16 protein-coding genes are annotated in these 23999 nt (G+C 38.4%); 15 read left to right on the forward strand and 1 reads right to left on the reverse strand.

What is annotated here, in order from left to right:
* Positions 1-196: 196 nt before the first annotated feature.
* The gene (gene mfd / locus FFS26_RS04440; RefSeq protein WP_110008425.1) at positions 197-3565 is read right to left on the reverse strand and encodes a transcription-repair coupling factor; all 3369 of its coding nucleotides are present in this window, start codon (positions 3563-3565) and stop codon (positions 197-199) included.
* Positions 3566-3817: 252 nt separating this feature from the next.
* Between mfd and FFS26_RS04445 the strand changes: the two genes are divergently transcribed.
* The 15 genes from FFS26_RS04445 (at position 3818) to nadC (ending at position 23794) form a co-directional block, all read left to right on the forward strand.
* Positions 3818-4213, forward strand: coding sequence for a hypothetical protein (locus FFS26_RS04445; RefSeq protein ID WP_110008424.1), 396 nt, complete (start codon positions 3818-3820; stop codon positions 4211-4213).
* 181 nt (positions 4214-4394) lie between these two features.
* Positions 4395-4685: a hypothetical protein gene (locus FFS26_RS04450; RefSeq protein ID WP_110008423.1), complete on the forward strand. Its 291-nt coding sequence runs from the start codon at positions 4395-4397 to the stop codon at positions 4683-4685.
* 134 nt (positions 4686-4819) lie between these two features.
* Entirely contained in the window at positions 4820-6319 is a 1500-nt protein-coding gene (locus tag FFS26_RS04455; RefSeq protein ID WP_137904402.1) for a GH3 auxin-responsive promoter family protein, read from the forward strand.
* Between the two features lie 69 nt (positions 6320-6388).
* Positions 6389-6751, forward strand: a complete 363-nt coding sequence (locus tag FFS26_RS04460; RefSeq protein WP_137904403.1) for a hypothetical protein — start codon at positions 6389-6391, stop codon at positions 6749-6751.
* 92 nt (positions 6752-6843) lie between these two features.
* Positions 6844-8079 carry an MFS transporter gene (locus FFS26_RS04465; protein ID WP_110008420.1) on the forward strand — a complete coding sequence of 412 codons (1236 nt, stop codon included), beginning with the start codon at positions 6844-6846 and terminating at the stop codon, positions 8077-8079.
* Between the two features lie 303 nt (positions 8080-8382).
* On the forward strand, positions 8383-8988 hold the full coding sequence (locus FFS26_RS04470; protein ID WP_137904404.1) for a tetratricopeptide repeat protein: 606 nt from the start codon (positions 8383-8385) through the stop codon (positions 8986-8988).
* Between the two features lie 139 nt (positions 8989-9127).
* Complete coding sequence (locus tag FFS26_RS04475; protein ID WP_137904405.1) at positions 9128-11200, forward strand: T9SS type B sorting domain-containing protein; 2073 nt, start codon at positions 9128-9130, stop codon at positions 11198-11200.
* 102 nt (positions 11201-11302) lie between these two features.
* The gene (locus FFS26_RS04480) at positions 11303-13450 is read left to right on the forward strand and encodes a T9SS type B sorting domain-containing protein (protein ID WP_110008417.1); all 2148 of its coding nucleotides are present in this window, start codon (positions 11303-11305) and stop codon (positions 13448-13450) included.
* A 155-nt stretch (positions 13451-13605) separates the two neighbouring features.
* On the forward strand, positions 13606-15192 hold the full coding sequence (gene dnaB, locus FFS26_RS04485) for a replicative DNA helicase (RefSeq protein WP_110008416.1): 1587 nt from the start codon (positions 13606-13608) through the stop codon (positions 15190-15192).
* A gap of 61 nt (positions 15193-15253) precedes the next feature.
* Positions 15254-15730 (forward strand): ribonuclease HI, encoded by a 477-nt coding sequence (gene rnhA, locus FFS26_RS04490; RefSeq protein WP_110008415.1) that lies wholly within the window; start codon positions 15254-15256, stop codon positions 15728-15730.
* A gap of 167 nt (positions 15731-15897) precedes the next feature.
* Entirely contained in the window at positions 15898-18156 is a 2259-nt protein-coding gene (locus FFS26_RS04495) for a lectin-like domain-containing protein (protein ID WP_110008414.1), read from the forward strand.
* 154 nt (positions 18157-18310) lie between these two features.
* The gene (locus FFS26_RS04500) at positions 18311-20569 is read left to right on the forward strand and encodes a gliding motility-associated C-terminal domain-containing protein (RefSeq protein ID WP_110008413.1); all 2259 of its coding nucleotides are present in this window, start codon (positions 18311-18313) and stop codon (positions 20567-20569) included.
* Positions 20570-20690: 121 nt separating this feature from the next.
* Entirely contained in the window at positions 20691-21317 is a 627-nt protein-coding gene (locus FFS26_RS04505; protein WP_110008412.1) for an NAD(P)H-dependent oxidoreductase, read from the forward strand.
* Between the two features lie 31 nt (positions 21318-21348).
* Positions 21349-22920 carry an L-aspartate oxidase gene (gene nadB, locus FFS26_RS04510; RefSeq protein WP_137904406.1) on the forward strand — a complete coding sequence of 524 codons (1572 nt, stop codon included), beginning with the start codon at positions 21349-21351 and terminating at the stop codon, positions 22918-22920.
* 13 nt (positions 22921-22933) lie between these two features.
* Positions 22934-23794, forward strand: coding sequence for a carboxylating nicotinate-nucleotide diphosphorylase (gene nadC / locus FFS26_RS04515; protein WP_110008410.1), 861 nt, complete (start codon positions 22934-22936; stop codon positions 23792-23794).
* Positions 23795-23999 lie beyond the last annotated feature (205 nt).

Consider the following 23999-nt stretch of genomic DNA (forward strand, 5'->3'; position numbering starts at 1 on the left):
GTACGGGGATTTACAGAATTCTTTTAATCATTGAAAAGTGATTTTAAATGCTCAAAAACAGCCTTAATTCTCTTTAACAGGAATATTACAATATAAAAACATGATAAGAATCACAAAAAAACGTGTAAAAAATTAAGTTTTTTACACGTTTCTAAGAATTTTTATAATATTATTTCCAGTAACCAGGAATTAAAATTTAATTATGTTCAATAATTGCTTTCAACAAAAGATTAACCTCATCTACATTTTTAACTCTTTCTTTTCTCATCATCAACTGATTACCTTCTTTTCCGGACTTTTCTTTAAGCTGGGCCTCAGCCGGATTCCGGGTCAGATAATTAATAATATGCCTGAATCTGTCTGTCTGATAAAACTTATCCTGTGGATTTCCCGGGAAGTAGCCTAAAAATACTCCGTTTTTCATGACAATCTTTTCAAAGCCAATGTCAGCAGCAAGCCATTTCAGGGAAACACTTTTTAAGAGATTGACAGCTTCTTTCGGCAAAGCTCCAAAACGGTCAATCAGCTCCAGTTCAAACTGATGAAGATCTGCTTCGTTGGTAATTTCAGCAATTTTCTGATACAGCAACAGCCTTTCTTCAGTATTGGAAATATAGGAGTCCGGCAGCATCAACTCTAAATCAGTATCAATATTGACATCCTTCACAGATTTGAAAAGCTTTTGTCTGTCTTCTTCATTTTCAAAAAGACTTTCAAAATCAGCATCATCTTTCAGCTCTTCCAAAGCTTCCTGCATTAGCTTCTGATAAGTTTCGAATCCCATTTCATTGATGAACCCGCTCTGTTCGGCACCCAGAAGATCACCGGCACCACGGATTTCCAGATCTTTCATCGCAATCTGGAAACCACTTCCCAGATCTGAAAACTGTTCAATAGCTTCCAGACGTTTTCTGGCATCAGAGGTCATCATATCATAAGGAGGAGTGATCAGATAACAGAATGCTTTTCTGTTGCTTCGCCCTACCCTTCCTCTCATCTGATGCAGATCCGCCATCCCAAACCGATGCGCATCATTGATAAAAATAGTATTGGCATTCGGCACATCTACTCCACTTTCTACAATGGTAGTGGATACAAGAACATCATACTTACCTTCCATAAAATCCAGAACATTCTTTTCAAGCTGTTTTCCTTCCATCTGCCCATGTCCCGTAATTACTCTCGCATCCGGAACCAGCCTTTGAATAAGCCCTGCAATATCTTTCAGGTTTTCGATTCTGTTATTGATAAAATATACCTGGCCGTCTCTCTGCAGCTCGTAAGAAACCGCATCACGAAGCGTTTCTTCATTGAATCCTATTAACTGTGTATCTACAGGCTGCCTGTTCGGCGGTGGTGTTTTGATAACGGATAAATCCCTCGCCGCCATCAATGAGAACTGTAATGTCCTCGGAATAGGAGTGGCTGTAAGTGTAAGGGTATCAACATTATTCTTCAGCGTTTTCAATTTATCTTTTACTGAAACTCCAAATTTATGTTCTTCATCAATAATCAATAAACCAAGATCTTTAAATTTCACAGAACTGCTTACCAACTGATGCGTTCCGATAATGATATCTACTTTTCCGTTCTTTAAAGCCTCTAAAGTCTCTGACTTCTGCTTGGCTGTCCTGAATCTGTTGACATAAGCAACATTTACCGGAAAATCTTTTAGCCTCTCTTTAAAACTTCTGTAATGCTGAAAAGCAAGAATGGTTGTAGGCACTAATACTGCAACCTGTTTTCCATCCGTAGCCGCTTTAAATGCCGCCCTGATTGCAACTTCCGTTTTACCGAAACCTACATCTCCGCACACAAGCCTGTCCATTACCGTATCAGCTTCCATATCTCTCTTTACATCTACGGTAGCCTTTTCCTGATCCGGAGTATCTTCATAAATAAAGCTGGCTTCCAGCTCATTCTGCAGGTAGGAATCCGGAGTATACGCAAACCCTTTTGCCGTTTTTCTCTGGGCATATAACTGAATAAGGTCAAAAGCAATCTGCTTTACCTTCGCTTTTGTTTTCTGTTTTAAAGATTTCCAGGTCGGAGATCCCAGTTTACTCAGAACGATTTCTTTTCCATCCGGCCCATTATATTTTGAGATCTTATGTAAAGAGTGAATACTTACATATAATAAGTCTCCGTTTTTATAGGTCAGTTTGAAACATTCCTGAATCTTTCCGTCATTGTTCACTTTCACCAATCCCATAAACTTCCCGATTCCATGATCGATATGGGCAATATAATCCCCGATTTTCAGAGACATCAGGTCTTTCAGGGTAAGCTGTTCAGATTTTGCAAAAGTATTTTTCGCTTTATATCTCTGGTAACGGTCAAAGATCTGATGATCCGTATAAACCAGCAGTTTGTGCCCATTATCGACAAATCCTTCGTGCAGTTCAGACTTAAAGCTTTTAAATGGGAGCTCATGCTCAAGTTCTTCAAAAATAGACTCCAGCCTTTCTTTCTGCTTTTCTGTTGAAAAGGAAATCCAGGTATCAAATCCGTCATTCTGCTTTTCTTCGATATCTTCGATCAGCAGTTCAAAGTTTTTATGAAAAGAAGGCTGTGGAAGCTGCTCCATTTTTACTTCGGTTACTTCTTTCAATCCTTCAATGATGATTCCTCCAAAATCAACCGTTTTGAATTTTTTATAATCGAACAAAAACTCCTGATCAGAAATAAAAAGTTCCTGCGGAGTCCTGTGAGCAATATCTTTACTTAAACTATCATATTTTTCCAGAGACTTTTCGTAGAACGTTCTTATCTTCTGCATTCCTACCATTCCGTTTCTGGAAATTACAAAACTTTCCGCAGGCAATAACTGCAGCAAAGAAACTCTGGTTCCCGTCACTGAAAAGTTCATATTGGACACCAGCTGAAAATCTTTTACTTTATCTACCGAAAGCTGGGTTTCGATATCAAAGGTTTTAATACTTTCCACTTCATTACCGAAGAAAGTAATTCTGTACGGTTTTTCATGTGAATAGGAAAAGACATCTACAATTCCTCCTCTTACAGAAAATTCTCCCGGTTCTGAAACGAAATCAGCCTGCTGGAAATGATAATGATTAAGCAGTTCATCCACAAAATCAAAATCAAGCTGATCCCCAACTTTTATATGATGAGAAATTGCTTTAAAATCTTCCTTTTTCAATACCTTTTCAGATAAAGCTCCGGCATAAGCCACAATAACTTTCGGAGATCTTCCGGAATTTATTTTATTGAGGACCTCCGTTCTTAAAACCAGGTTGGCATTCTGAGTCTTTTCCACCTGGTAAGGCTCCAGATGAGTTGCCGGGAAATACAGAACTTTATCCTTACCCAAAAGATCCTCCATCTCCGTATTGGCATACAATGCATCCTCCTTATCATCTACCAGATAAAGAATATTTTTCTTCTGGACCAAAAATAGCTCCGCCACAAAAATAGAAACTGAAGATCCGGCACTTCCTTTTACGGCAATATGCTGATTGTTTTCTAAGCGGGTAAAAATTTCTTTTCCAAACTCTTTCTGCATAAGGTCTGGAAGGAACTTTTCATTGATGGATTTTAACTGCATAAATAAGTAATGGTATAAACGACAAAGCGATTTCGGGAGTTTTCCGAAACCGTTTATGATATACAAAGGTACGCATATTTTTTATCTTCCTCTAAAAAACGAAAAGACTGATGGTTTTAAAATGAAGGACTTAGCCTCACAATTCTTAATTTTTTACAATTTTATTTAATAACCTGTTAAAAAAATTCAACTATTTCTTCGTGGCATAGAGTTTGGCTTTTAAGCTATAACCAAACATTTAAGAATAATATTATGAAAAAAGCAATTAAAATCTTAGGAGTTATGATGCTGTTGGTATTTACAGCATTATCTTTTTCGTCGTGCAGTAAAGATGATGATCCGGTAAACAATGAATTTTTCGCAGGAACTTATAAAGGAAAAGTTTCTTATAATGACGGAGGATCCACCAATATCAGCACAGATAACGGAAGTGTATTTGTAACAAAGATTGCCAGTGGTACCAAATATAATTTTGCTTTCTCCAACAGCATTCCGGATCTTAACGGAATAGAGTTTAATCAGGAAGGAGATCATACCCTTGTTATGATTGGTTCTACAGCTACCTCTTACATCAGAATTGACAATAATGTCTTAAAAATCCTATACGCAAAGGATGGTAAAACGTGGACAGCCAACTGTACGCGCTAGCCATGTCTATTTATATATTATGCAAGCCTGTCTCCGGAAATGGAGACAGGCTTTTTCATTGTAAATGAAGTGTTTTAATTTTTTTTTAAGCTGTAATAAACTTTAGTTAAGTTTGAGAATCCCCGTTTTTTTGCCTGCTTTTTGTATATCTTTATTCAACAAAAAACAAACAATAATTCTTATGAAAAAATTCTTATCTGCAATGTCTTTGATCCTTGGATTAGGACTTGCCACTGCTCAGCAGACTGCTCCCGCTAAAAGTGCTCCAGCGCACCCGCCTGTAAAAGCAACGGCAGCTGCAAAACCAGCTGAAGTGAAAGCTGCCCAACCGGCAATGGATGCAAAAGCAGCTAAGCCTGCACAACCGGCTGCCAAAATGAAAAAGGACGGTACTCCGGATAAGAGATATAAAGAAAACAAACACCTGAAAAAAGACGGCACCCCTGATAAAAGGTACAAAGCAAACAAATAAGCATAACATCAACATATAGTTGTTATTTTCATAATCAAATTTCGAAAAGCCGATGGAACCTGTTCCATCGGCTTTTTTATGTGAAGCTTCATAAAAATGACTTCAGATTCTCTACTTATTTATAAATTTGACCCATGTTAAACTTCTTCAAGAAAAATGCAGCGCTGATCTGGGCAAAAAAACACGTCCAAAAAGCAGAGGATTTCAAAAAAAATGCTGAGAAAAACCAGGAAGACTTACTCCTTTCTCTGGTGAATACTGCTCAAAAAACACTTTTCGGGCGGGAACATGATTTTGAAAATATTCATTCTGTAAAAGAATTTCAGGACAGAGTTCCTGTAGCTGATTATGAAGATCTGAAACCTTATATTGAAAGGGTAAAAAAAGGACAGGCTAATATTCTATGGACAGAAACTCCGGAGTATTTTGCCAAAACTTCAGGAACCACTTCCGGCTCTAAGTACATTCCGATTTCCAAAGAAGGAATGCCGTTTCAGATTGCCGGAGCTCAAAGCGCCTTATTTCATTATATCAGCAGAAAAAACAATGCTGATTTCGTAAATGGGAAAATGATTTTTCTTCAGGGCAGCCCGGAGCTGGAAGAAGTATTCGGAATAAAAACGGGAAGGCTATCAGGTATTGTAGCGCATCACATTCCTAATTACCTTCAGAAAAACCGCCTGCCAAGCTGGGAAACCAATATCATGGAAGACTGGGAGTCTAAGGTAGATAAAATCATTGAGGAAACGGAACATGAAAATATGACTCTGATTTCCGGAATTCCGCCGTGGCTGATCATGTATTTTGAGAAACTGACAGAGAAACACGGTAAAAAAATCAAACAGCTTTTCCCCAATCTTCAGCTTATTGTCACCGGAGGCGTTAATTACGAGCCATATCGGGATAAAATGGAAGAATTATTGGGAGGAAAGGTAGATATTGTTCAGACCTTCCCTGCTTCTGAGGGTTTTTTTGCTTTCCAGGATGATTATACCAAAGAAGGACTTTTATTATTAACCAATCACGGGATTTTCTATGAATTTATTCCTTTGGAAGAATACGGTAAGCCCGGAGCAAGGCGATTAACTTTAAGAGAAGTTGAGCTTCATAAAGATTACGCATTAATTCTTACGACCAATTCCGGTTTGTGGGCCTATTCTATAGGAGATGTTGTAAGATTTATCAGCAAAGATCCGTACAGGGTTTTGGTAAGCGGAAGAACAAAACATTTTACTTCTGCATTTGGAGAGCACGTGATTGCTTTTGAGGTAGAGGAAGCAATGAAGGCTACCCTTGAAAAATATCCGGCACAGATTACAGAATTTCATCTGGCTCCGCAGGTAAATCCGGCTGAAGGACTTCCCTATCATGAATGGCTAATTGAATTTGAAAAAGAACCTGAAAACCTGGAAGCATTCAGGGACGAACTTGATCTGCAGCTTCGTAAAAGAAATACTTACTATGATGATTTGATTTCAGGGAATATATTACAGAAATTGCAGATTACGAGACTTAAGAAAGGAGCATTTCATGAATATGCCAAATCCCAGGGAAAATTAGGTGGCCAGAATAAGACGCCAAGATTGGCTAATGACAGAAAGATTGCAGATTTATTGGGAATTTACAAATTTTAATCATATTTTTTCAATTCCAAAAACGTATATTCAAAAAAAATTATAAATTTGAAAAACTAAAAGAAAATAATGAAAGCATCTGTACTGTTGAAATCATCTTTACTAACATCTTTATTTATTATTACATCTTGTGCTACTACAAAATATAGCGAAGATATTTCAAAAAACAACTACTCTAATCTTGAAGCCGGAAAAATATATAAAGTAACGATGAGAGATGGCTCACCAAAGCAGACCATCTTATTCAGAAACGTTGTTGGTGAAAATCTGGTGGGTACAGCCGGTAAAAAAGACAGTACAGAAGTAATTATTCCTAAAGCCAATGTGGCTGCTGTAAAAGACAGAAGAAAGGCAAGAATTGCTGCAGGGGCTACCATCATTGGCGCAGCAGGTGTTGCCGCTATCGTACTAAGTTCTACAAGAGCAGACTAAAATAGATATTATCTTTTGAGACTTATTTAATATATCTTTCAAAAACTGACATATAAATGGCCCTAAATAAATTTTTAGGGCTATTTTTGTTCATGATTTCCTTTACCCCGTTACAAACATTACAAAATGTTGAATTCAGAAATCTTCTCACCGGGAGATTTTTTATTGTTTTAGCTTTCAGAATGCTTGCCACTTTATTAGGATGGTGGGTGTATCAATTAACAAAAGATCCTTTTTCAATAGGCCTTATCGGACTTTCAGAGGTGATTCCTGCTGTAAGCTGTGCGCTGTATGCCGGACATGTTATTGACATGAATGAAAAAAAGAGGCTGCTCCTTATTTGTAATTATGCATATATTTTTCTGATTGGGCTTCTGCTGATTCCCGCATTCTTTAATGTGGAAATGCACTTTACCGGTCATCAGATTACCTATTATATTTATGGAGTTATTTTTTTCACAGGGATAGCAAGAGCCTTTATCGGCCCTATTGTTCCTTCCATGATTCCTAAAATTGTAAAGAAAGAAAACCTTCCAAATGCAGTAACCTTAAATCAGGCAACGTTCCTGATATCTTCTGTTTGCGGCCATGCTATCGGTGGTGTTCTTATTGGGTTTATCGGGGTAAAATGGACCCTGGTTGCTATTTTAACATTAATATTTGTTGCATCGTTATTCTTCTGGCAGCTTCACAAACAGCATTCCGAATATAAAAAGGAAACAGTAAATGTAGTGGAAAGTATGCGTGAAGGGATTTCGTATATTTTTAAAACCAAAGAGATTCTCGGAGCGCTGTGCCTTGATATGTTTGCCGTACTTTTCGGTGGTGCTGTAGCTATGATCCCTGTATTTGCGACTGATATCTTACATTCGGGAGCTGAAGGTTTCGGCTTACTGAACGCTGCTTCAGATATTGGCTCCATGTGTATTATTACTATTTTGTCTATTGTTCCTCTTCGGAAAAATCAAGGGAAAATACTTCTTGCGGTTGTTACCGGATTCGGGTTATGCATTATTGGATTCGGGTTATCAAAACTATACTGGCTGTCTTTTATGTTTCTGGTGATGAGCGGAATGCTGGATGGGATTTCTGTTGTTATCCGCGGTACAATTGTTCAGTTAAAAACGCCTGATCATATCAGAGGACGTGTTCTGAGTGTGAATTCAATTTTCATTATGTCCAGCAATGAAATGGGACAGTTCGAAAGCGGGCTTATGGCCAAATTACTGGGAGTAGTGCGCTCTGTTGTATTTGGCGGCTGTATGACTGTTTTAGTTGCACTGCTTGTAGGAAGCACCAATCCTAAATTGAGAAAGATGCAATATTAACTTATTGTTTACCAGTCTATTTAAAATCGGATATTAAAAAAATCAAAATCCGAAATACTTAAAATCAGAATAGAATGTTTTCTATTCTGATTTTTGCTTTATACCCGTTTTTTTTAAAATTATTAAAGAATTTTATCTCAAATATTTATTAAAACAACTAATATATTTATGATCCATGCATTATTGAATCCCAAAAATAAAATACCACATTTAAAACCAATGTATTACTTTCGTTAAATATATCTCAAAATCTTTAATTTAACGTTAATAATTTTTTATATTTGCTTCATAAAATATCCCCCTATGACTAAACTTTTACTAATTTTGAGTTTTCTCGTGACAGGTTCTCTGATGAATGCTCAATTTTTTTCAGATCAAACCTTACAACAAGCTGTTTTACAATTCGATAACGCTAAAACAGAAAACGATTACGATATGCTATTTTCCAGGTTTTCAGAAGCTAAAACTTCAGATAAATGGCAGGCTAATTATTATGCAGCAGCAGCATTATATCTTAAAACGAATTTCCTTTTAAATAACAGTCCGAACAGCCCTCTTGGAGAGCCTAATGAGACTGCAAGAAAACTGGCCATGCAATCCCTTGCTTCTGAAAAGAACAATGGAGAAGTAAACCTTCTTCTTGCGCTTATTCATTTTCAGAAAATCAGAATAAAAACAGCGGCAGATCCTCAAAAGGAATTAAAGACTGTGACAGGTTTCATGAATAAGGCAGAAACAACTTTAAAGAACAATCCAAGACTTTCCTTTCTAAAAGCTGAAATTGCTGAAAAGCAGGGAAACAAGACTGAAGCTATAAAGTTTTATCAAAAAGCAGCCAAAGAATTTGAAACATCAGCCACTGCATCCAGTTCACCCAACTGGGGAAAACAACTGATCGGAACAAACTAACAATAAGTAAAATGCATGATCTCCTGAGCTAATTGGGACGATCAGTTTTTTTATTATAAAAGATTTCGAAATTATCAGATAAAAAGAGCATTTTTAGTAATTAAACAGTTTTAATATTTGTTTTTAAAAATTAATTCTCATGAAAAAAACATTACTTGTTTTCTTAATCATATTTTCACATTTTTTATTTGCCCAGTCAGATTGTGGTACTGCAATGGCGGTCTGCGGTAACTCTGACATTTCATATACACCAGGCGGACACGGAGACATTGCGGAAGATCTGGGCGGATGTTTAACTTCTGACGAAAAGTATTCGGTATGGTATTCTTTTACGATAGCTACAGGCGGAACCCTTACCTTTGAAATTATCCCTAACGACCAGAGTGACGATTATGACTTTGGTGTTTATGGACCTGACAAATCCTGCTCAAACCTTGGTACCCCGATACGTTGTTCCTATTCCGGACTAAGTGGGAATACAGGTCTTAACATGACCTCTACAGATCTTAGTGAGGGCGCCGGAGGAGACAAATGGGTAAAATACATGGATGTATTGCCGGGTCAGACTTACTATATCATTGTGAATAACCACAGAGAAACAGCTAACGGATTCAAATTATCATGGGGCGGAACGGCTACTTTATCGTCTCCGTTCACCGATCCAAATATACAGCCTCACCCATTTGTACCTCCGGGAATTCCAGGGGCTAACCCTAATGACCCAAGAGAAGTCATCATATGTTCTAATCCGGCCACTTTTGATTTCGCATCGTTATCAGCAGGAATTCTTAACGGCAATCCAAATTTCAGTATCAGCTATCATACAAGTCAAAATGATGCCTTAACCGGCAACAACCCTCTTGTTGGTCCTCAAACGGTTACTCCTGTTGGTGTTTATTTCTACAGTATCAATTATACTGACCCGACGAACCCTAACAGCCCTATTAATAAGTGTAGACAGACGGGTAAATTTAAATTCAAAGATGGTACCATCAAGGCAACAGATGTAACATTAACAAGCTGTAACAATAATAATGCAGGTACGGCAACTTATGACCTTACGACTGCAGATGTTTTCCCTGATCCTACCGCAACCAAGAAATATTATTATACTTTATACGACCTGAATAACTCAATTAATGAGATTACCAACATCTATCAGTTTGTTTCTGCAGAGGGTAAAATATATGTAAAAGTAACTTCGGTATTCGGATGTAGTGATATTGCAGAAATTACCCTTAAGTTCTATCCGCAAATCATTGCGAAAGATGCAGAATTAAGATCATGCTTTATTGAAGCGAATCCTTCCACAGCCTTATTCAACCTTGATAATGCTGCTGTTATCACGCCACAGGCAGGTATCACTAAAAAATACTTTCCTTCACTAACAGATGCAATTGACGGAACCAATGAGATTTTAAATGCTAATTATATTGCACCAAGCGGTTTAGTATACGTAAGAGTGTCTGACACCAGAGGTTGTTATGTAGTAGTAAAGATTGGTTTAACTGTAATTGCCCCGGTAACATCCAGTGTATTGAAAGACAAAATCATCTGTATGGAAGACACTACCACTTTGGATGCGGGACCTGGATTTAAAAGCTATGAATGGAGTACTGGAGCTACAACACAGTCTATCAAAGATGTAGGTGTAGGAGTTTACTGGGTAAAATTAAAAACAGGGGAATGTGTTGCCACTCAAAAAGTAACGGTATATCCTTCTGAACAGCCGGTAGTAACAAATGTTGATATTTCCAACACTACATTAACGATCAATGTTATTGGAGGAACTCCGGATTACCAGTACTCTATGGATAAAATTTTATGGCAGGCTTCCAATACATTCTCTAATGTAGCAAGAGGAACTTACAAAGTGTATGTAAAGGATGCTTATGACTGCGAGCCTATTGAAGTTACGGTAGTTGTTCCTAATCTTATCAATATGATTACTCCAAACGGAGATGGTATCAATGATGTTGTAGATTATTCTGCGATGGCAGACAAACAGAATCTTATTTTGAGTATCTTTGACAGATACGGAACAAAAATCCACCAGGGAGACAAATCCAATGGTTACAAATGGGATGGCCGAATTGGCGGCAAGAATATCCCAACAGGCACCTACTGGTATTCTGTAACATGGAACGAGAATGACAAGAAGAACACTCCTTTCAAGTTTTCAGGTTGGATTGTTGTAAAAAACAGAGAATAAAACACCTCAGAATACAAAAAGCCGCTTTGGCGGCTTTTTCTTTTACAAATAGTGATAAAAATTTATTGATTTCAAGTTTGTTTAACAAAAAAAGTTTTAACAATGAAAAAAATATTACTCCTTTTTATTTTATTGATAACGCAAATGGCCTTTTCACAGTCAGATTGTGTCACAGCAATTCCCATCTGTGGTAATTCTGACATTTCATACACCCCTTCGGGCCCGGGGAATATAATAGAAATTCTTAACCAAAACGGCGGATGCCTCAGTACCAATGAAAGATATACAGTTTGGTACACTTTCACAGTATCCACACCAGGAACACTGGCATTTACAATAAAACCTAACGATCAGGATGATGATTATGATTTTGCAGTTTACGGACCAACAGCTAACGGCTGTGCTTCGTTACAGAATGCAGATCACGTTTTCATACAACCCATAAGATGTAACTATAGCGGTACTTCAGGAGATACAGGTCTCGATCTGACTCTTGCTCCACCAGCCGTATTCCCTACCAATCCACCAGGTGTTACATCGAGTATGAACAATGGTAAATGGAGTCCTTATATGGATGTATTGGTTGGCCAGACTTATTATCTGGTTATTGACAACTTCAGTAGATCCGTTAATGGTTTTTCTTTAGAATGGACAGGAACAGCAAGCTTAAGTTCCGCATTTAACGATCCTGTTCTTTCGCCTAACCCATTTATCGCGCCTGGTATTCCGGGAGCAGCTCCTAATGATCCTAATCAGGTAATGGTTTGTGCGCTGCCTGCCCAGTTTGATTTTACAACATTATCGGCAGCTATCATTAATGGTAACAGCCCGAACTTCAAGGTTACTTACCACAAAACAACCAACGATGCCCTTACAGGACAGAATCCTCTTACAGTAACTACTGTAGACGGAGTTACAACATATTATTACAGAATTGTGTATCAGGATCCCACCAATCCGGATAATCCTATCAACGGATGTTTCATAACCGGAAAATTCAAGTTTGTGAATGTGGGTATTTCTGCCAATTCGGCTACTTTATACTCCTGTAACAACAACGGAGCGGGTACTGCAAAATATAACTTAACAACAGCCAATGTATTTGGAGGAACCGGAGCAACGATCAAGTATTATGAAACGGCGGCAGATATGAATGCAGATATTAATGAAATTACAGATCCTGCCAACTATGTTTCTGCTGAATCTACCATCTATGTAAAAGTAATTTCTTCTTTCGGATGTATCGCAACTACTACGATCAGATTATTATTCTACCCATCAGTTGTACTGAAAGATGCTGTACTCCAAAACTGTTACATCGATAATGATGTGACGCGTTCGACATTTGATCTTTCCAAAGCAGATATTGGTGTACCTGTTCCAACCCCTACCGGAACTATTATTAAGTATTACACAACAGTAGCAGATGCGAAAGCACAGACAAATCCTATTATAGCAGCATTAAACTATCTTTCAGAAAGCAAAACAGTATATGCAAGAGTGGATAATGACAAACAGTGTTATTCAATTGCTAAAATAGACCTGGTAGTATTACCTCCTGTAAAATCAGCGGTATTAAAAGATAAAACAATTTGTGCTGAAGCCAAAACTACCCTGGATGCAGGTCCAGGATTTGTAAGCTACGAATGGAGCACAGGTGAAACTACACAATCTATCAGCAATGTAGGTGTTGGTGTTTATTGGGTGAAACTTCAGACCGGAAAATGTTTCACACTTCAGGAAGTACGTGTACATGCAAGCCTTCAGCCGGTGGTATCAGGAATCGAAATTACCAACAACAATATTACTGTAACAGCTACAGGAGGAGTTCCTCCTTACCAATATTCTGTAGACGGTGTTAACTGGCAGGATTCCAATACATTCACTGGACTTCCAAGAGGAGAAAATACGGTATATGTAAAAGATACTTATAACTGTACACCTATCCAGGTAACGATAACAGTTCCTAATCTTATTAACGCCATCACTCCGAACGGAGATAACGTAAATGATGTTATCGACTATTCAGCGTTAGCTTACAAGAAAAACCTTATCTTCATTGTATATGACAGATATGGGAATAAACTTCATGAAGCTAAGAAATTTAATAACTTTACATGGGACGGAACTGCCTTTGGTAAGAAAATCCCAACCGGAACGTACTGGTATACGATCTCATGGAATGAAAACAATAAAAACAATACCGAAACTAAATATTCAGGATGGGTATTGGTAAAGAATAAAGAATAAGTTCTACTTCATCTTTTTTGAAAAATCACCTCAGACCGGGGTGATTTTTTTTATCAACAAGACCAACCTCCTGTTTACAGCATTTTACGAAAGACTGCTAATAATTTGTTGAATACTATTTTTTGATTATTTTTTAAATAAACTATCTTTGCACCATGGCGCAGAAAGAAACATTATCATCCCTGACACACGGAAACTTTGCAAAAGAATTGTCTATTGCGGATGGAAAAATGCCTCCCAATGCAGTGGACTTTGAAAGACTGGTTATCGGAACTTTTTTGATTGACAAAAAAGGTCTTGACCATTCCATTGACCTTCTTACCCCGGAGGTATTTTATGACCCCAGACATCAGGTCATTTTTTCTACTATTCTAAAATTGTATGAAGGCAACCACCCGGTAGACTTAATGACCATCATTCAGGATTTAAAAAAAGAAGACAAGCTGAGCCAGGCAGGTGGTGATCATTACATTATTGACCTCACCATGGGAGTAAGCTCATCCGCCCATATCGAATATCACGTACGTGTTATTCTTGAAAAGTATATTTTAAGAAGCCTTATCAATGTTTCTGCTAACGTAATTGATTCTTCCTACAAAGAATCTACAGATGTTTTTGAACTTCTGGACAAGGCAGAACAGTCTTTCTTTGAGATTACCAACGGAACTATAAAGAAAGGATTCGATACTGCCAACTCATTGGTAAAACAAGCTATTGACACGATTAAATCGTTAAAAGATAAGCAGGGACTTTCCGGAGTTCCTTCAGGATTCAGAGATGTGGATAAGGAAACCGGAGGATGGCAGAATTCTGACCTCATCATTATTGCCGCCCGTCCGGCGATGGGTAAAACAGCCTTTCTTCTTTCCATGGCAAGAAATATTGCAGTAGGCCACAAAATTCCTATGGCTCTGTTCTCTCTCGAGATGGCCTCAGTACAGCTTATCACCAGAATGATTGCTTCTGAAACAAGAATTTCCTCAGAGAAACTAAGAAAAGGAACCCTGGATGATGAAGAATGGCAGAGACTATTTTCCAATGTATCTGAACTGGAAAACGCTCCTTTATATATTGATGAAACACCTTCCCTTTCCATATTCGACTTCCGTGCAAAATGCCGAAGATTGGTGATGCAGCATGGAGTAAGACTTATCATGGTTGACTACCTTCAGCTGATGACAGCCGGTGGCGGTGGAAAAGGAGTTGGAAACCGTGAACAGGAGATCTCCATGATTTCACGTTCATTAAAAGCGATTGCAAAAGAACTTAACGTACCGGTAATTGCTCTTTCCCAGCTTTCAAGAAGTGTGGAAGCCCGTCCCGGAAAAAGACCTCAGCTTTCAGATCTGAGGGAATCCGGAGCAATTGAGCAGGATGCGGATATCGTATCTTTCATCTTCAGACCGGAGTATTATAAAATTACCGTTTGGGATAATGATGAAGAAGGACAGGAAACTTCTACTGAAAACCAGGCCGAACTTATCATTGCAAAACATAGAAATGGTGCTACAGCAGATGTCAGATTATCTTTCTTAAAACATTTTGCCAAATTCGGTGACATTGAAGCTGCATTTGATGGGGGTGCCGGAGGAGGATATCCTTCCAACTTCGGAGAACCAAGCGGCTTTGACAAGATTAAAACAACGATTCAGCCAGGAGCAGCATTTGATCTTCCAGACAACTCAAAACTTTCCGGTTCTTCAATGAATGATTTTGATGACGATGATGATTTCCCGTTTTAAGAAAGACTAAAGTTTAGATCAGTTTAATTGTAGTCAATACATCCATTTTTAAAAAACAGGTTTGAGAATCGAAATTTATACCGACGGGGCTTGCAGCGGAAATCCGGGAAAAGGCGGATATGGAATTCTCATGCGTGTTCCTGAAAAAAATTACCAGAAAACATTTTCCAAAGGTTTTCGGAAAACGACCAACAACAGAATGGAACTTCTGGCGGTCATTACAGCATTGGAAAAACTGAAATCTACAGAAAACGATATCCACGTTTACACAGACAGCAAATATGTATCTGATGCGATCAACCAGAACTGGATTGCCGGATGGATCAAAAGAGGCTGGAAAAACGTAAAAAATCCAGATCTATGGAAAAAATTTGTAGAACTGTATAACAAACACTCCCCAAAAATGCATTGGGTAAAAGGTCATGCCGGGCACTTTGAAAACGAGCTTTGCGACAAATTGGCCGTTGCTGCAGCGAGCTCTCCCGATCTTGAAATCGATACTTATTTTGAAGATTTGGGCAACAATTCATTGTTTTAATTTAATTAATGTAAACACTTAATAGATACTACAATATTCACCATTATCTCATAATTAGCAGTGTTTTTTTTAAAATATTATTAAAATTTAAGCGAAATTAACATTAAATACACATTATTTAACTGGGATTTAATATCTTTACATATTTAATCTAAGTCCCATTATAAATGAATAAAAATCTATTATTGTATTTATCTGTTTTTTTACTCTGTATAGCCGGGAAGTCCTTTGCCCAGACTTACCAGCTTATCGGAAACCCGGTAACAACTACCGGATGGACCATGGTTTCTCCCACCCAGGTAAACACAGATTTTATTCAGCTTACACCGGATACCAACAACCAGTCCGGTTCTATCAGGCTGAATGACCCCATCAATTTAAAATATTGCGACAAATGGAGAGTGGAATTTGACTTCAGAATGGATTCCAACCAAATCTCCAACGGTGATGGAATTGCCTTCTGGTATCTCGCTAACCCTCCTGTTGCCAGCGTATTAGGATCCGGACTTGGCGTATCTCAAAATGCAGTGGGTCTTGTGGTAGGGCTTGACACTTACAACAATACCACAACTGCTACCATGAGCAAGGTTCACGTGGCTTACGGGCAGGTTCAAAATACAACAGACACCAATAACGTTGAGTTCTTTAATGTTCCCGGAAGTTCATTCCATTCACCGGATCTGAATACTACACAACCGTTTCAGGGAACCACTTTTAAACATGTGGAAGTGACAGCACAGGTAGATCCCGCAGCTCCTACCAGCTGGATCATAAAGATAACAATAGACGGTAACGTAATTTGTAATCAGTCTTTTGCGCCTTCAGGCACTGCTGCTGCAATGACAGTAGGATATTTTGGCTTTTCAGCATCTACAGGAGGAGCAAGATCAAGACATTCCATTAAAAATGTAAAAATTTATACGGATAAAGTTCCTATTTTACAGGATTCAGCAACACAGTCATTCTGCCCTAACCCGACAACCGGATATGGATCTGTAAACCTTACTACTTTCAACTCACAATTTGTCAGCAATCCTTCCAATTATACGTTTACCTATTACCCACTGGGGAGCTCTACACCAATTGCCAATCCTGCCAATTACCAGTTCAATGCCAACACAACGGTTACAGTGGTTATTAAAGATAATGCAGGACTGCTTTGTGATAACCCGGATGGCAAAATTTTATTGGTTCTTGCTCCTTTCAAAGCGGAAGACAAAACGATTACGGTATGTAACAATAACAAAGCAGGAACAGCCACTTTCAACCTGAATACAGCAAATGTTACAGGTGTTCCCGGTGCTGTTAAAAAATACTACAAAACGTTAGCAGATCTTAATGCAGATACGAATGAAATTCAAAATCCCGGCAACTACTTCTCTGCTCCCGGAGAAGTATATGTAAAAGTAACAACCCCTCAGGGATGTACAGGTACAGCAAAAATCACACTGGCCTTTTACCCCGACACTCCTGTGCAGGAAGCTACCCTAAGATCATGTTTTATTGAAAATATCATTACCAGTGCTATTTTTAATCTCACTACCGCAGATGTTACTAGTTTAGGTACTGGTGCTGCCAAAAAATATTACACCTCTATAGCAAATGCTCTGGACGGAGTCAATGAAATCATGAATCCTCTTCAGTATTTATCGACAACTACCGCAGTGTATGCAAAAGTAACCGATGCCAACGGCTGTTTTAATATTGCTAAAATCAATCTTATTGTATTACCTCCTGTAACGTCTTCTGTCCTGAAAGACAAAACCATCTGTATCGGAGAAAAAACAGATCTGGATGCAGGACCTGGATTTGACGGCTATGAATGGAGTACCGGAGCAACAACTTCATCGATTAAAGATGTGGGCGTGGGAACTTACTGGGTAAAATTGAAAACCGGCAACTGCATCACTACGCAGACTGTTAATGTAAAAGCATCTGCAAATCCTGTGATTTCCAGCATCGATATTGACAACAACACCATAACAGTAAATGCAGCAGGAGGAACACCTCCATATCAGTTTTCTCTGGATGGAGTGAACTGGCAGCCTGGCAATATATTCACAGGTTTAGCAAGAGGCGAAGTAAGAGTGTATGTAAAAGATTTTTACAACTGCACCCCTGTTGAAGTTCAGATTACCGTTCCTAACCTGATTAACGCTATCACTCCAAACGGGGACAACGTAAATGATGTTATTGACTATTCAGCGCTGGCTTACAAAAAGAATCTTGTATTCATCGTTTACGACCGATATGGCAATAAATTGTATGAAGCCGGAAAAATGAGAAATTTCACCTGGGACGGCACAGCTTCCGGTAAAAAGGTTCTTACAGGAACTTACTGGTACACCATTTCATGGAACGAAAACAATAAAGACAATACCGAAACAAAATACTCAGGCTGGGTATTGGTTAAAAACAGAGAATAAAATTACTATCAGAAACTACCTCATTTGGGGTAGTTTCAGTATTAAAAAACAGGATTTGCCCAACCAGATTGAGGCCGGACAATGCTTATCATCAATAATGTAAACACCAAAACAATTTTATATCAAAAAACAATAACATCATAATCCATCCACTATGAAAAAAGATATACTCATTTTTTTACTGACTATCTTATTATGCCTGCCGGGAAGATTTCTTTCGCAAACCTATCAACTTACCGGAAACCCTGTAAATACAACGGGCTGGGATCTTGTCTCTGATGCTGTAGTAAGCGGAGACTTTGTAAGACTGACAACCGATCAGACCAGCAGATATGGGGCTGTAAAATTATCCACTCCTATCACTCTGAGCTATTGTGATAAGTGGAAAGTGGAATTCGATTTCAGAATTGATGGAAACGGAACCACTCAGTTTGGAAAAGGAGACGGTTTTACCTTCTGGTATCTTGCTAATCCACCAACAGGTTTTGTATCAGGAGGAGGTCTGGGAATTCCGGCCAATGCTTCCGGGCTCATGGTTGGTTTTGATATCTTCAACAATACCACTGAAGGCCAGATGAGTAAAGTTCACATTCTTTATGGCACCAATAATACAGCCGGTAACAATATTGAGTTCAACACGACTCCGGGAAGTACTTTTCACTCTCCGGATCTTATTGCCACCAATCCGTTTGTAGGAGACGCTTACAGACATGTTGAGGTAAATGGAGAAACAGATCTTACCAACCCTACAAACTGGATTATCAAAGTGAGAATAAACGGTGTTCTTATTGTAGATCAGTCTTTTGCTCCTTCCGGAGGTGCCGTAGGAATGTCGCAGGGATATTTTGGTTTCTCTGCAGCAACCGGAGGGGCCAGTGCAAGACATTCTATTAAGAATGTTAAGGTATTTGTAGATAAAGTTCCTATCCTAAGCAATACCATAACTCCATTCGTTTGTACAAATCCCGCTACAGGAAATGGTACAGTAGACCTTACTTCTTATAATTCCCAATTTGTAAATAATCCCGGAAATTATATTTTCACATATTATGTATTGGGAAGCTCAACGCCTATCGCCAATCCATCAAGTTTTCAATATTCAGGAAATACGACGATCAAAGTGGTAGTCAAGGACCCTACTTCCACTCTCTGCGATAATGGCGACGGTGTTATCCAGCTTAATCCTACACCATTTGCAGCAACAGATGCCAGTCTGACCGGATGTAATAACAACAATGCAGGGACAGCAACATTTGATCTCAACACAGCTGCTGTAACAACTGTTGCCGGAGTTACCAAAGAATTCTATCCTACTTTATACGACCTGAATAACGGTACGAACCAGATAACAAATCCTTCTGCCTATGCTTCTGCAGCAGCAACAATATATGTAAAAGTAACGACTCCTCAGGGATGTGTGAGTACTTCTAAAATTACATTGAATATTTACCCTGTTGTGGTTGTGAATGATGTGGAAATAAAATCCTGCTTTATTGAGACCAACCCGTCTATGGCATCCTTTAATCTTACAGGAGCTGTCGTTTCTCAGGGCGGACTTACAAAAGAATACTATCCATCGCTGACAGATGCTATCAGTGGAACCAATGCAATATCTACTCCGGCAGCATACATTGCTCCTAACGGTGTAGTTTATATTAAAGTATTTAGTTCAAATGGATGTTATTCTATTGCTAAAGTTACATTAACTGTCATCCCTCCTGTTTATTCAAGAACTTTGCTAGACAAGACAATTTGTATAGAAAATACAACTACTTTAGATGCAGGAGCAGGTTTCAAAAGCTACGAATGGAGCACAGGAGCTACTACTCAATCTATCAAAAATGTAGGGGTAGGAACTTACTGGGTAAAACTTAAAACCGGAGATTGTGTTGTAACACAGAAAGTAACAGTATACCCTTCCGATAATCCGGTTATTACAACGGTTGACATTTCGGGAAGCACGGTAACAGTATATGCCAATGGCGGAACTCCTCCTTATCAGTATTCTATGGACAATATCAACTGGCAGGATTCCAATGTGTTTACCAATATTGCCAGAGGAGAAGCTAAAGTATATGTAAGGGACGGTTATAATTGCGTTCCTGTTGAAGTCAATATTACAGTACCTAACCTTATCAATATCATTACACCTAACGATGACGGTAAGAATGATTTTATAGATTATTCAGCTTTGGCCAATAAACAAAACCTGGAAATAGCCATCTTCGACAGGTATGGTTACAAAATGTTCCAGGCCGATAAAACTAACGGTTACAAATGGGCAGGAACTACCAATGGAAGTAAAAAAGTTCCTACAGGAAACTATTGGTATTCTGTTTCATGGAATGAAAATAATAAAAACAGTACTCCGATAAAATTCTCAGGCTGGATTGTTGTAAAAAACAGAGAATAATTACACTTTCCGACACATCAAAAGAATCACCCCGCCGGCCGGGGTGATTTTTTGTATTAACAAGAAGGAGATATTTCATTTTAAAGACTCTTTATTCATATTCAATGCTTAAATTTGTCCTATGAATTATTTGGAAGCTTTAAGCAGAAGATATTCTGTGAAAAAATTCAATCATCAGATTATTCCTCAGGAAACCCTTCACAACATTCTTGAGTCAGGAAAGCTGTCGGCCAGTTCGCTGGGACTTCAGCCCTATAAAATTGTGATTGTTGAAAGCGAGGAGATGAAACAGAAATTAATTCCTGCTTTTTATAATCCATCTCAGATTTCCACCTGCTCCCATCTTATTGTTATTATCTCAAAAAAGATCATAGAAGAGAACTATATCCGGGGCTATTTTAATCATATTTCTGAAGTAAGGGATACTCCAATGGAAAAACTTGATCCTTTCAGAAACAGCATTAATCAGCATATTAACCAGAAAACACATGATGAAATTTTCAACTGGGCAGAAAAACAGTCTTATATAGTATTGGCCAATCTTATGTATGCCGCAGCTATTGAAAATATAGACTCCTGTCCTATGGAAGGTTTCCGCCAGGATCTTATAGAAGATATTCTGAAGGTCAATCCTGAAACAGAAAAAGTAACCGTTACCCTCGCTTTAGGTTACCGCTCCGAAGAAGATCACTTCCAGCACATGAAAAAAGTAAGAAAACCAAACGAAAAATTGTTTAAATTTATTTAATATTTTAAACGATTGTACCTAAAGCCAGCATATGATAAAAGCGGATGTATTAGTAATCGGTTCCGGCATTTCCGGACTTTCCTATGCCATTAAAGTTTCTGAACAGCACCCTGATGCCAAAATCATTATTGTAACCAAGTCTGATGAAGACGAAAGCAATACCAAGTATGCACAAGGCGGTCTCGCCGTCGTTACAGATTTTCAGAATGACAATTTCCAGAAACATATAGACGATACCATGCGTGCCGGCGACGGTGAAAACAAACGTGATGTCGTAGAAATGGTGGTAAGAGAAGCTCCTGCGAGATTCAATGAAATTGTAGAATGGGGAGCACAGTTCGATATGAAGAACGGTAAATTTGCTTTAGGGAGAGAAGGAGGCCATACTGAAAACAGGATCGTACATCATAAAGATATTACAGGTTTTGAAATCGAAAGAGCTTTATTGGAAACTGCCAATAACAGCCCGAATATCGAAATCCTGGATCATCATTACGTTATTGATATCATTACACAGCACCATGTTCCCGGAAAGGAACTTAATGAAGGAGACATCCACTGCTACGGTGCTTACATTCTGGATGAGAAATCCAAAACCATCAAAAAAATTACTTCTAAAATAACGCTTGCTGCCACAGGAGGCGCAGGACATGTTTACAAAAACACCACCAATCCTACGATTGCAACAGGGGACGGAATTGCTTTTGTTGCCCGTGCCAAAGGAAAGGTTTCCAATATGCAGTATTACCAGTTTCACCCGACAGCTCTGTACAGCAAAATGGATGGAATGTTGTTTTTGATTTCAGAAGCCGTTCGTGGAGACGGAGCAAAATTAAGAACCAAAAGGGGCGAAAAATTCATGCATAAATATGATGAACGTGAAGAATTAGCCTCAAGAGATATCGTTGCAAGAGCCATTGATGCCGAAATGAAAATTACCGGAGACGAATTTGTCGGCTTGGATTGCAAGGAAATGAACCATGAAAAATTCCTGGAACATTTCCCGAATATTTATAAAAAATGTAAAGATGAAGGAATTGATCCTTTCACTCAGCTGATTCCTGTTGTACCTGCCTGCCACTATTTAATGGGAGGTATCGAAGTAGACAGAGACGGACAATCCTCCATCAGAAATCTTTTTGCTGTGGGTGAATGTACCAACTCAGGACTACACGGTGCCAACAGGCTTGCTTCAAACTCCCTTCTTGAAGGTTTGGTTTTCGGGCATAATGCCGCGATGAAAACAGTAGAGCTTCTGAATGAAAACAGTTTCAACTTTGATGACCTGAAAGCCGTTCCGGAATGGAATGAAGAAGGAATGAAAATCATGGACGAAATGGTCATCGTAAGCTACCTCAGAAAGCAGCTTCAGGAAATGATGAGTGATCTGGTCGGAATCGTCAGAAGCAACAGACGTCTGAATATGGCACTGCAAAAGCATCAGGAAATTGCTGCCGCAGTTGATGAAATATACCACTACTCTATTCTTTCTCCACAATTATCGGAATTACGAAACCTTACAACCGTTGCCCATCTCATCATTACCCAATCCATGGAAATGACGGAGAATAAAGGAGCATTTTATAATAAAGACTTAGCCTAACAGAAATCACACAATGAAAAGACCAGCATACGTAACAGATAAAGCATTAAAGACATTTATAAAAAACGCTCTTGAAGAAGATATTCAGGATGGGGATCACTCTACCCTATCTACTATTCCACAGGATCTTGTACAAAGTGCTAAACTTTTGGTAAAACAGGACTGTATTCTTGCAGGCGTTGAGCTGGCAGAAATCATCTTTAAAACATTTGATAAGAATTTAAAAGTAGAGGTTTTCATTAAAGATGGAACTCCATGTAAATTCGGAGATGTAGCGCTTATAGTTACGGGAAGTGCAAGATCTATCCTTTCTACTGAAAGATTTGTGCTCAACTGCATGCAGAGAATGAGCGGTATCGCTACCCTTACCCATGAATGGGATTCTCGATTGGTAGGGACCAAAACTAAACTTTTAGATACAAGAAAAACGACTCCCAATTTCAGAATGTGTGAAAAATGGGCAGTGGCTATTGGCGGAGGAACCAATCACAGGTATGGTCTTTATGACATGATCATGCTGAAGGACAATCATATTGATTACAACGGAAGCATTACCAATGCAGTAGCAATGGCAAAGGATTACGTTAAAAAGAATAAGAAAAAGTTAAAAATAGAGGTTGAAACAAGAAATCTTGAAGAGGTACAGGAAGCTATCAATGCTAAAGTTGACAGAATCATGTTAGATAATATGGATGTAAAAACGATGAAGGAGGCTGTAAAAATGATCAACGGTTCTTGTGAATCTGAAGCATCAGGAGGAATTACCCGCGATATGCTGAAAGAAATTGCATCCACAGGTGTTACCTATATCTCTGTAGGAGCCCTAACCCACTCTGCTGAGAATATAGATTTGAGTCTCAAAGCAGTGAAATAGCGTTGAATTTTTAACAAAAACACCCCCGGTTTGTTAAAAATTCAATAACATGACTTTTTTCATACAAAAATTCAATTTTTAGCCACAATACTGATTTTTAACACTTTAACATTATTAAGACTGAGTAAAAATTAACATTGAGTTAATAATAGTTAAATTTAATTTTGCGAATTTTGCAGAAAATTAAATCTAATTATTACTAACG

This window comes from Chryseobacterium sp. 2VB, from assembly GCF_005503635.1.
GTDB lineage: Bacteria > Bacteroidota > Bacteroidia > Flavobacteriales > Weeksellaceae > Chryseobacterium > Chryseobacterium cupriresistens.

Excerpts from the sequence above, each read along its gene's own strand:
- mfd (WP_110008425.1), bottom strand. The coding sequence starts at position 3,565 with ATGCAGTTAAAATCCATCAATGAAAAGTTCCTTCCAGACCTTATGCAG.
- FFS26_RS04445 (WP_110008424.1), top strand. The coding sequence starts at position 3,818 with ATGAAAAAAGCAATTAAAATCTTAGGAGTTATGATGCTGTTGGTATTT.
- FFS26_RS04450 (WP_110008423.1), top strand. The coding sequence starts at position 4,395 with ATGAAAAAATTCTTATCTGCAATGTCTTTGATCCTTGGATTAGGACTT.
- FFS26_RS04455 (WP_137904402.1), top strand. The coding sequence starts at position 4,820 with ATGTTAAACTTCTTCAAGAAAAATGCAGCGCTGATCTGGGCAAAAAAA.
- FFS26_RS04460 (WP_137904403.1), top strand. The coding sequence starts at position 6,389 with ATGAAAGCATCTGTACTGTTGAAATCATCTTTACTAACATCTTTATTT.
- FFS26_RS04465 (WP_110008420.1), top strand. The coding sequence starts at position 6,844 with ATGATTTCCTTTACCCCGTTACAAACATTACAAAATGTTGAATTCAGA.
- FFS26_RS04470 (WP_137904404.1), top strand. The coding sequence starts at position 8,383 with ATGACTAAACTTTTACTAATTTTGAGTTTTCTCGTGACAGGTTCTCTG.
- FFS26_RS04475 (WP_137904405.1), top strand. The coding sequence starts at position 9,128 with ATGAAAAAAACATTACTTGTTTTCTTAATCATATTTTCACATTTTTTA.
- FFS26_RS04480 (WP_110008417.1), top strand. The coding sequence starts at position 11,303 with ATGAAAAAAATATTACTCCTTTTTATTTTATTGATAACGCAAATGGCC.
- dnaB (WP_110008416.1), top strand. The coding sequence starts at position 13,606 with ATGGCGCAGAAAGAAACATTATCATCCCTGACACACGGAAACTTTGCA.
- FFS26_RS04495 (WP_110008414.1), top strand. The coding sequence starts at position 15,898 with ATGAATAAAAATCTATTATTGTATTTATCTGTTTTTTTACTCTGTATA.
- FFS26_RS04500 (WP_110008413.1), top strand. The coding sequence starts at position 18,311 with ATGAAAAAAGATATACTCATTTTTTTACTGACTATCTTATTATGCCTG.
- FFS26_RS04505 (WP_110008412.1), top strand. The coding sequence starts at position 20,691 with ATGAATTATTTGGAAGCTTTAAGCAGAAGATATTCTGTGAAAAAATTC.
- nadB (WP_137904406.1), top strand. The coding sequence starts at position 21,349 with ATGATAAAAGCGGATGTATTAGTAATCGGTTCCGGCATTTCCGGACTT.
- nadC (WP_110008410.1), top strand. The coding sequence starts at position 22,934 with ATGAAAAGACCAGCATACGTAACAGATAAAGCATTAAAGACATTTATA.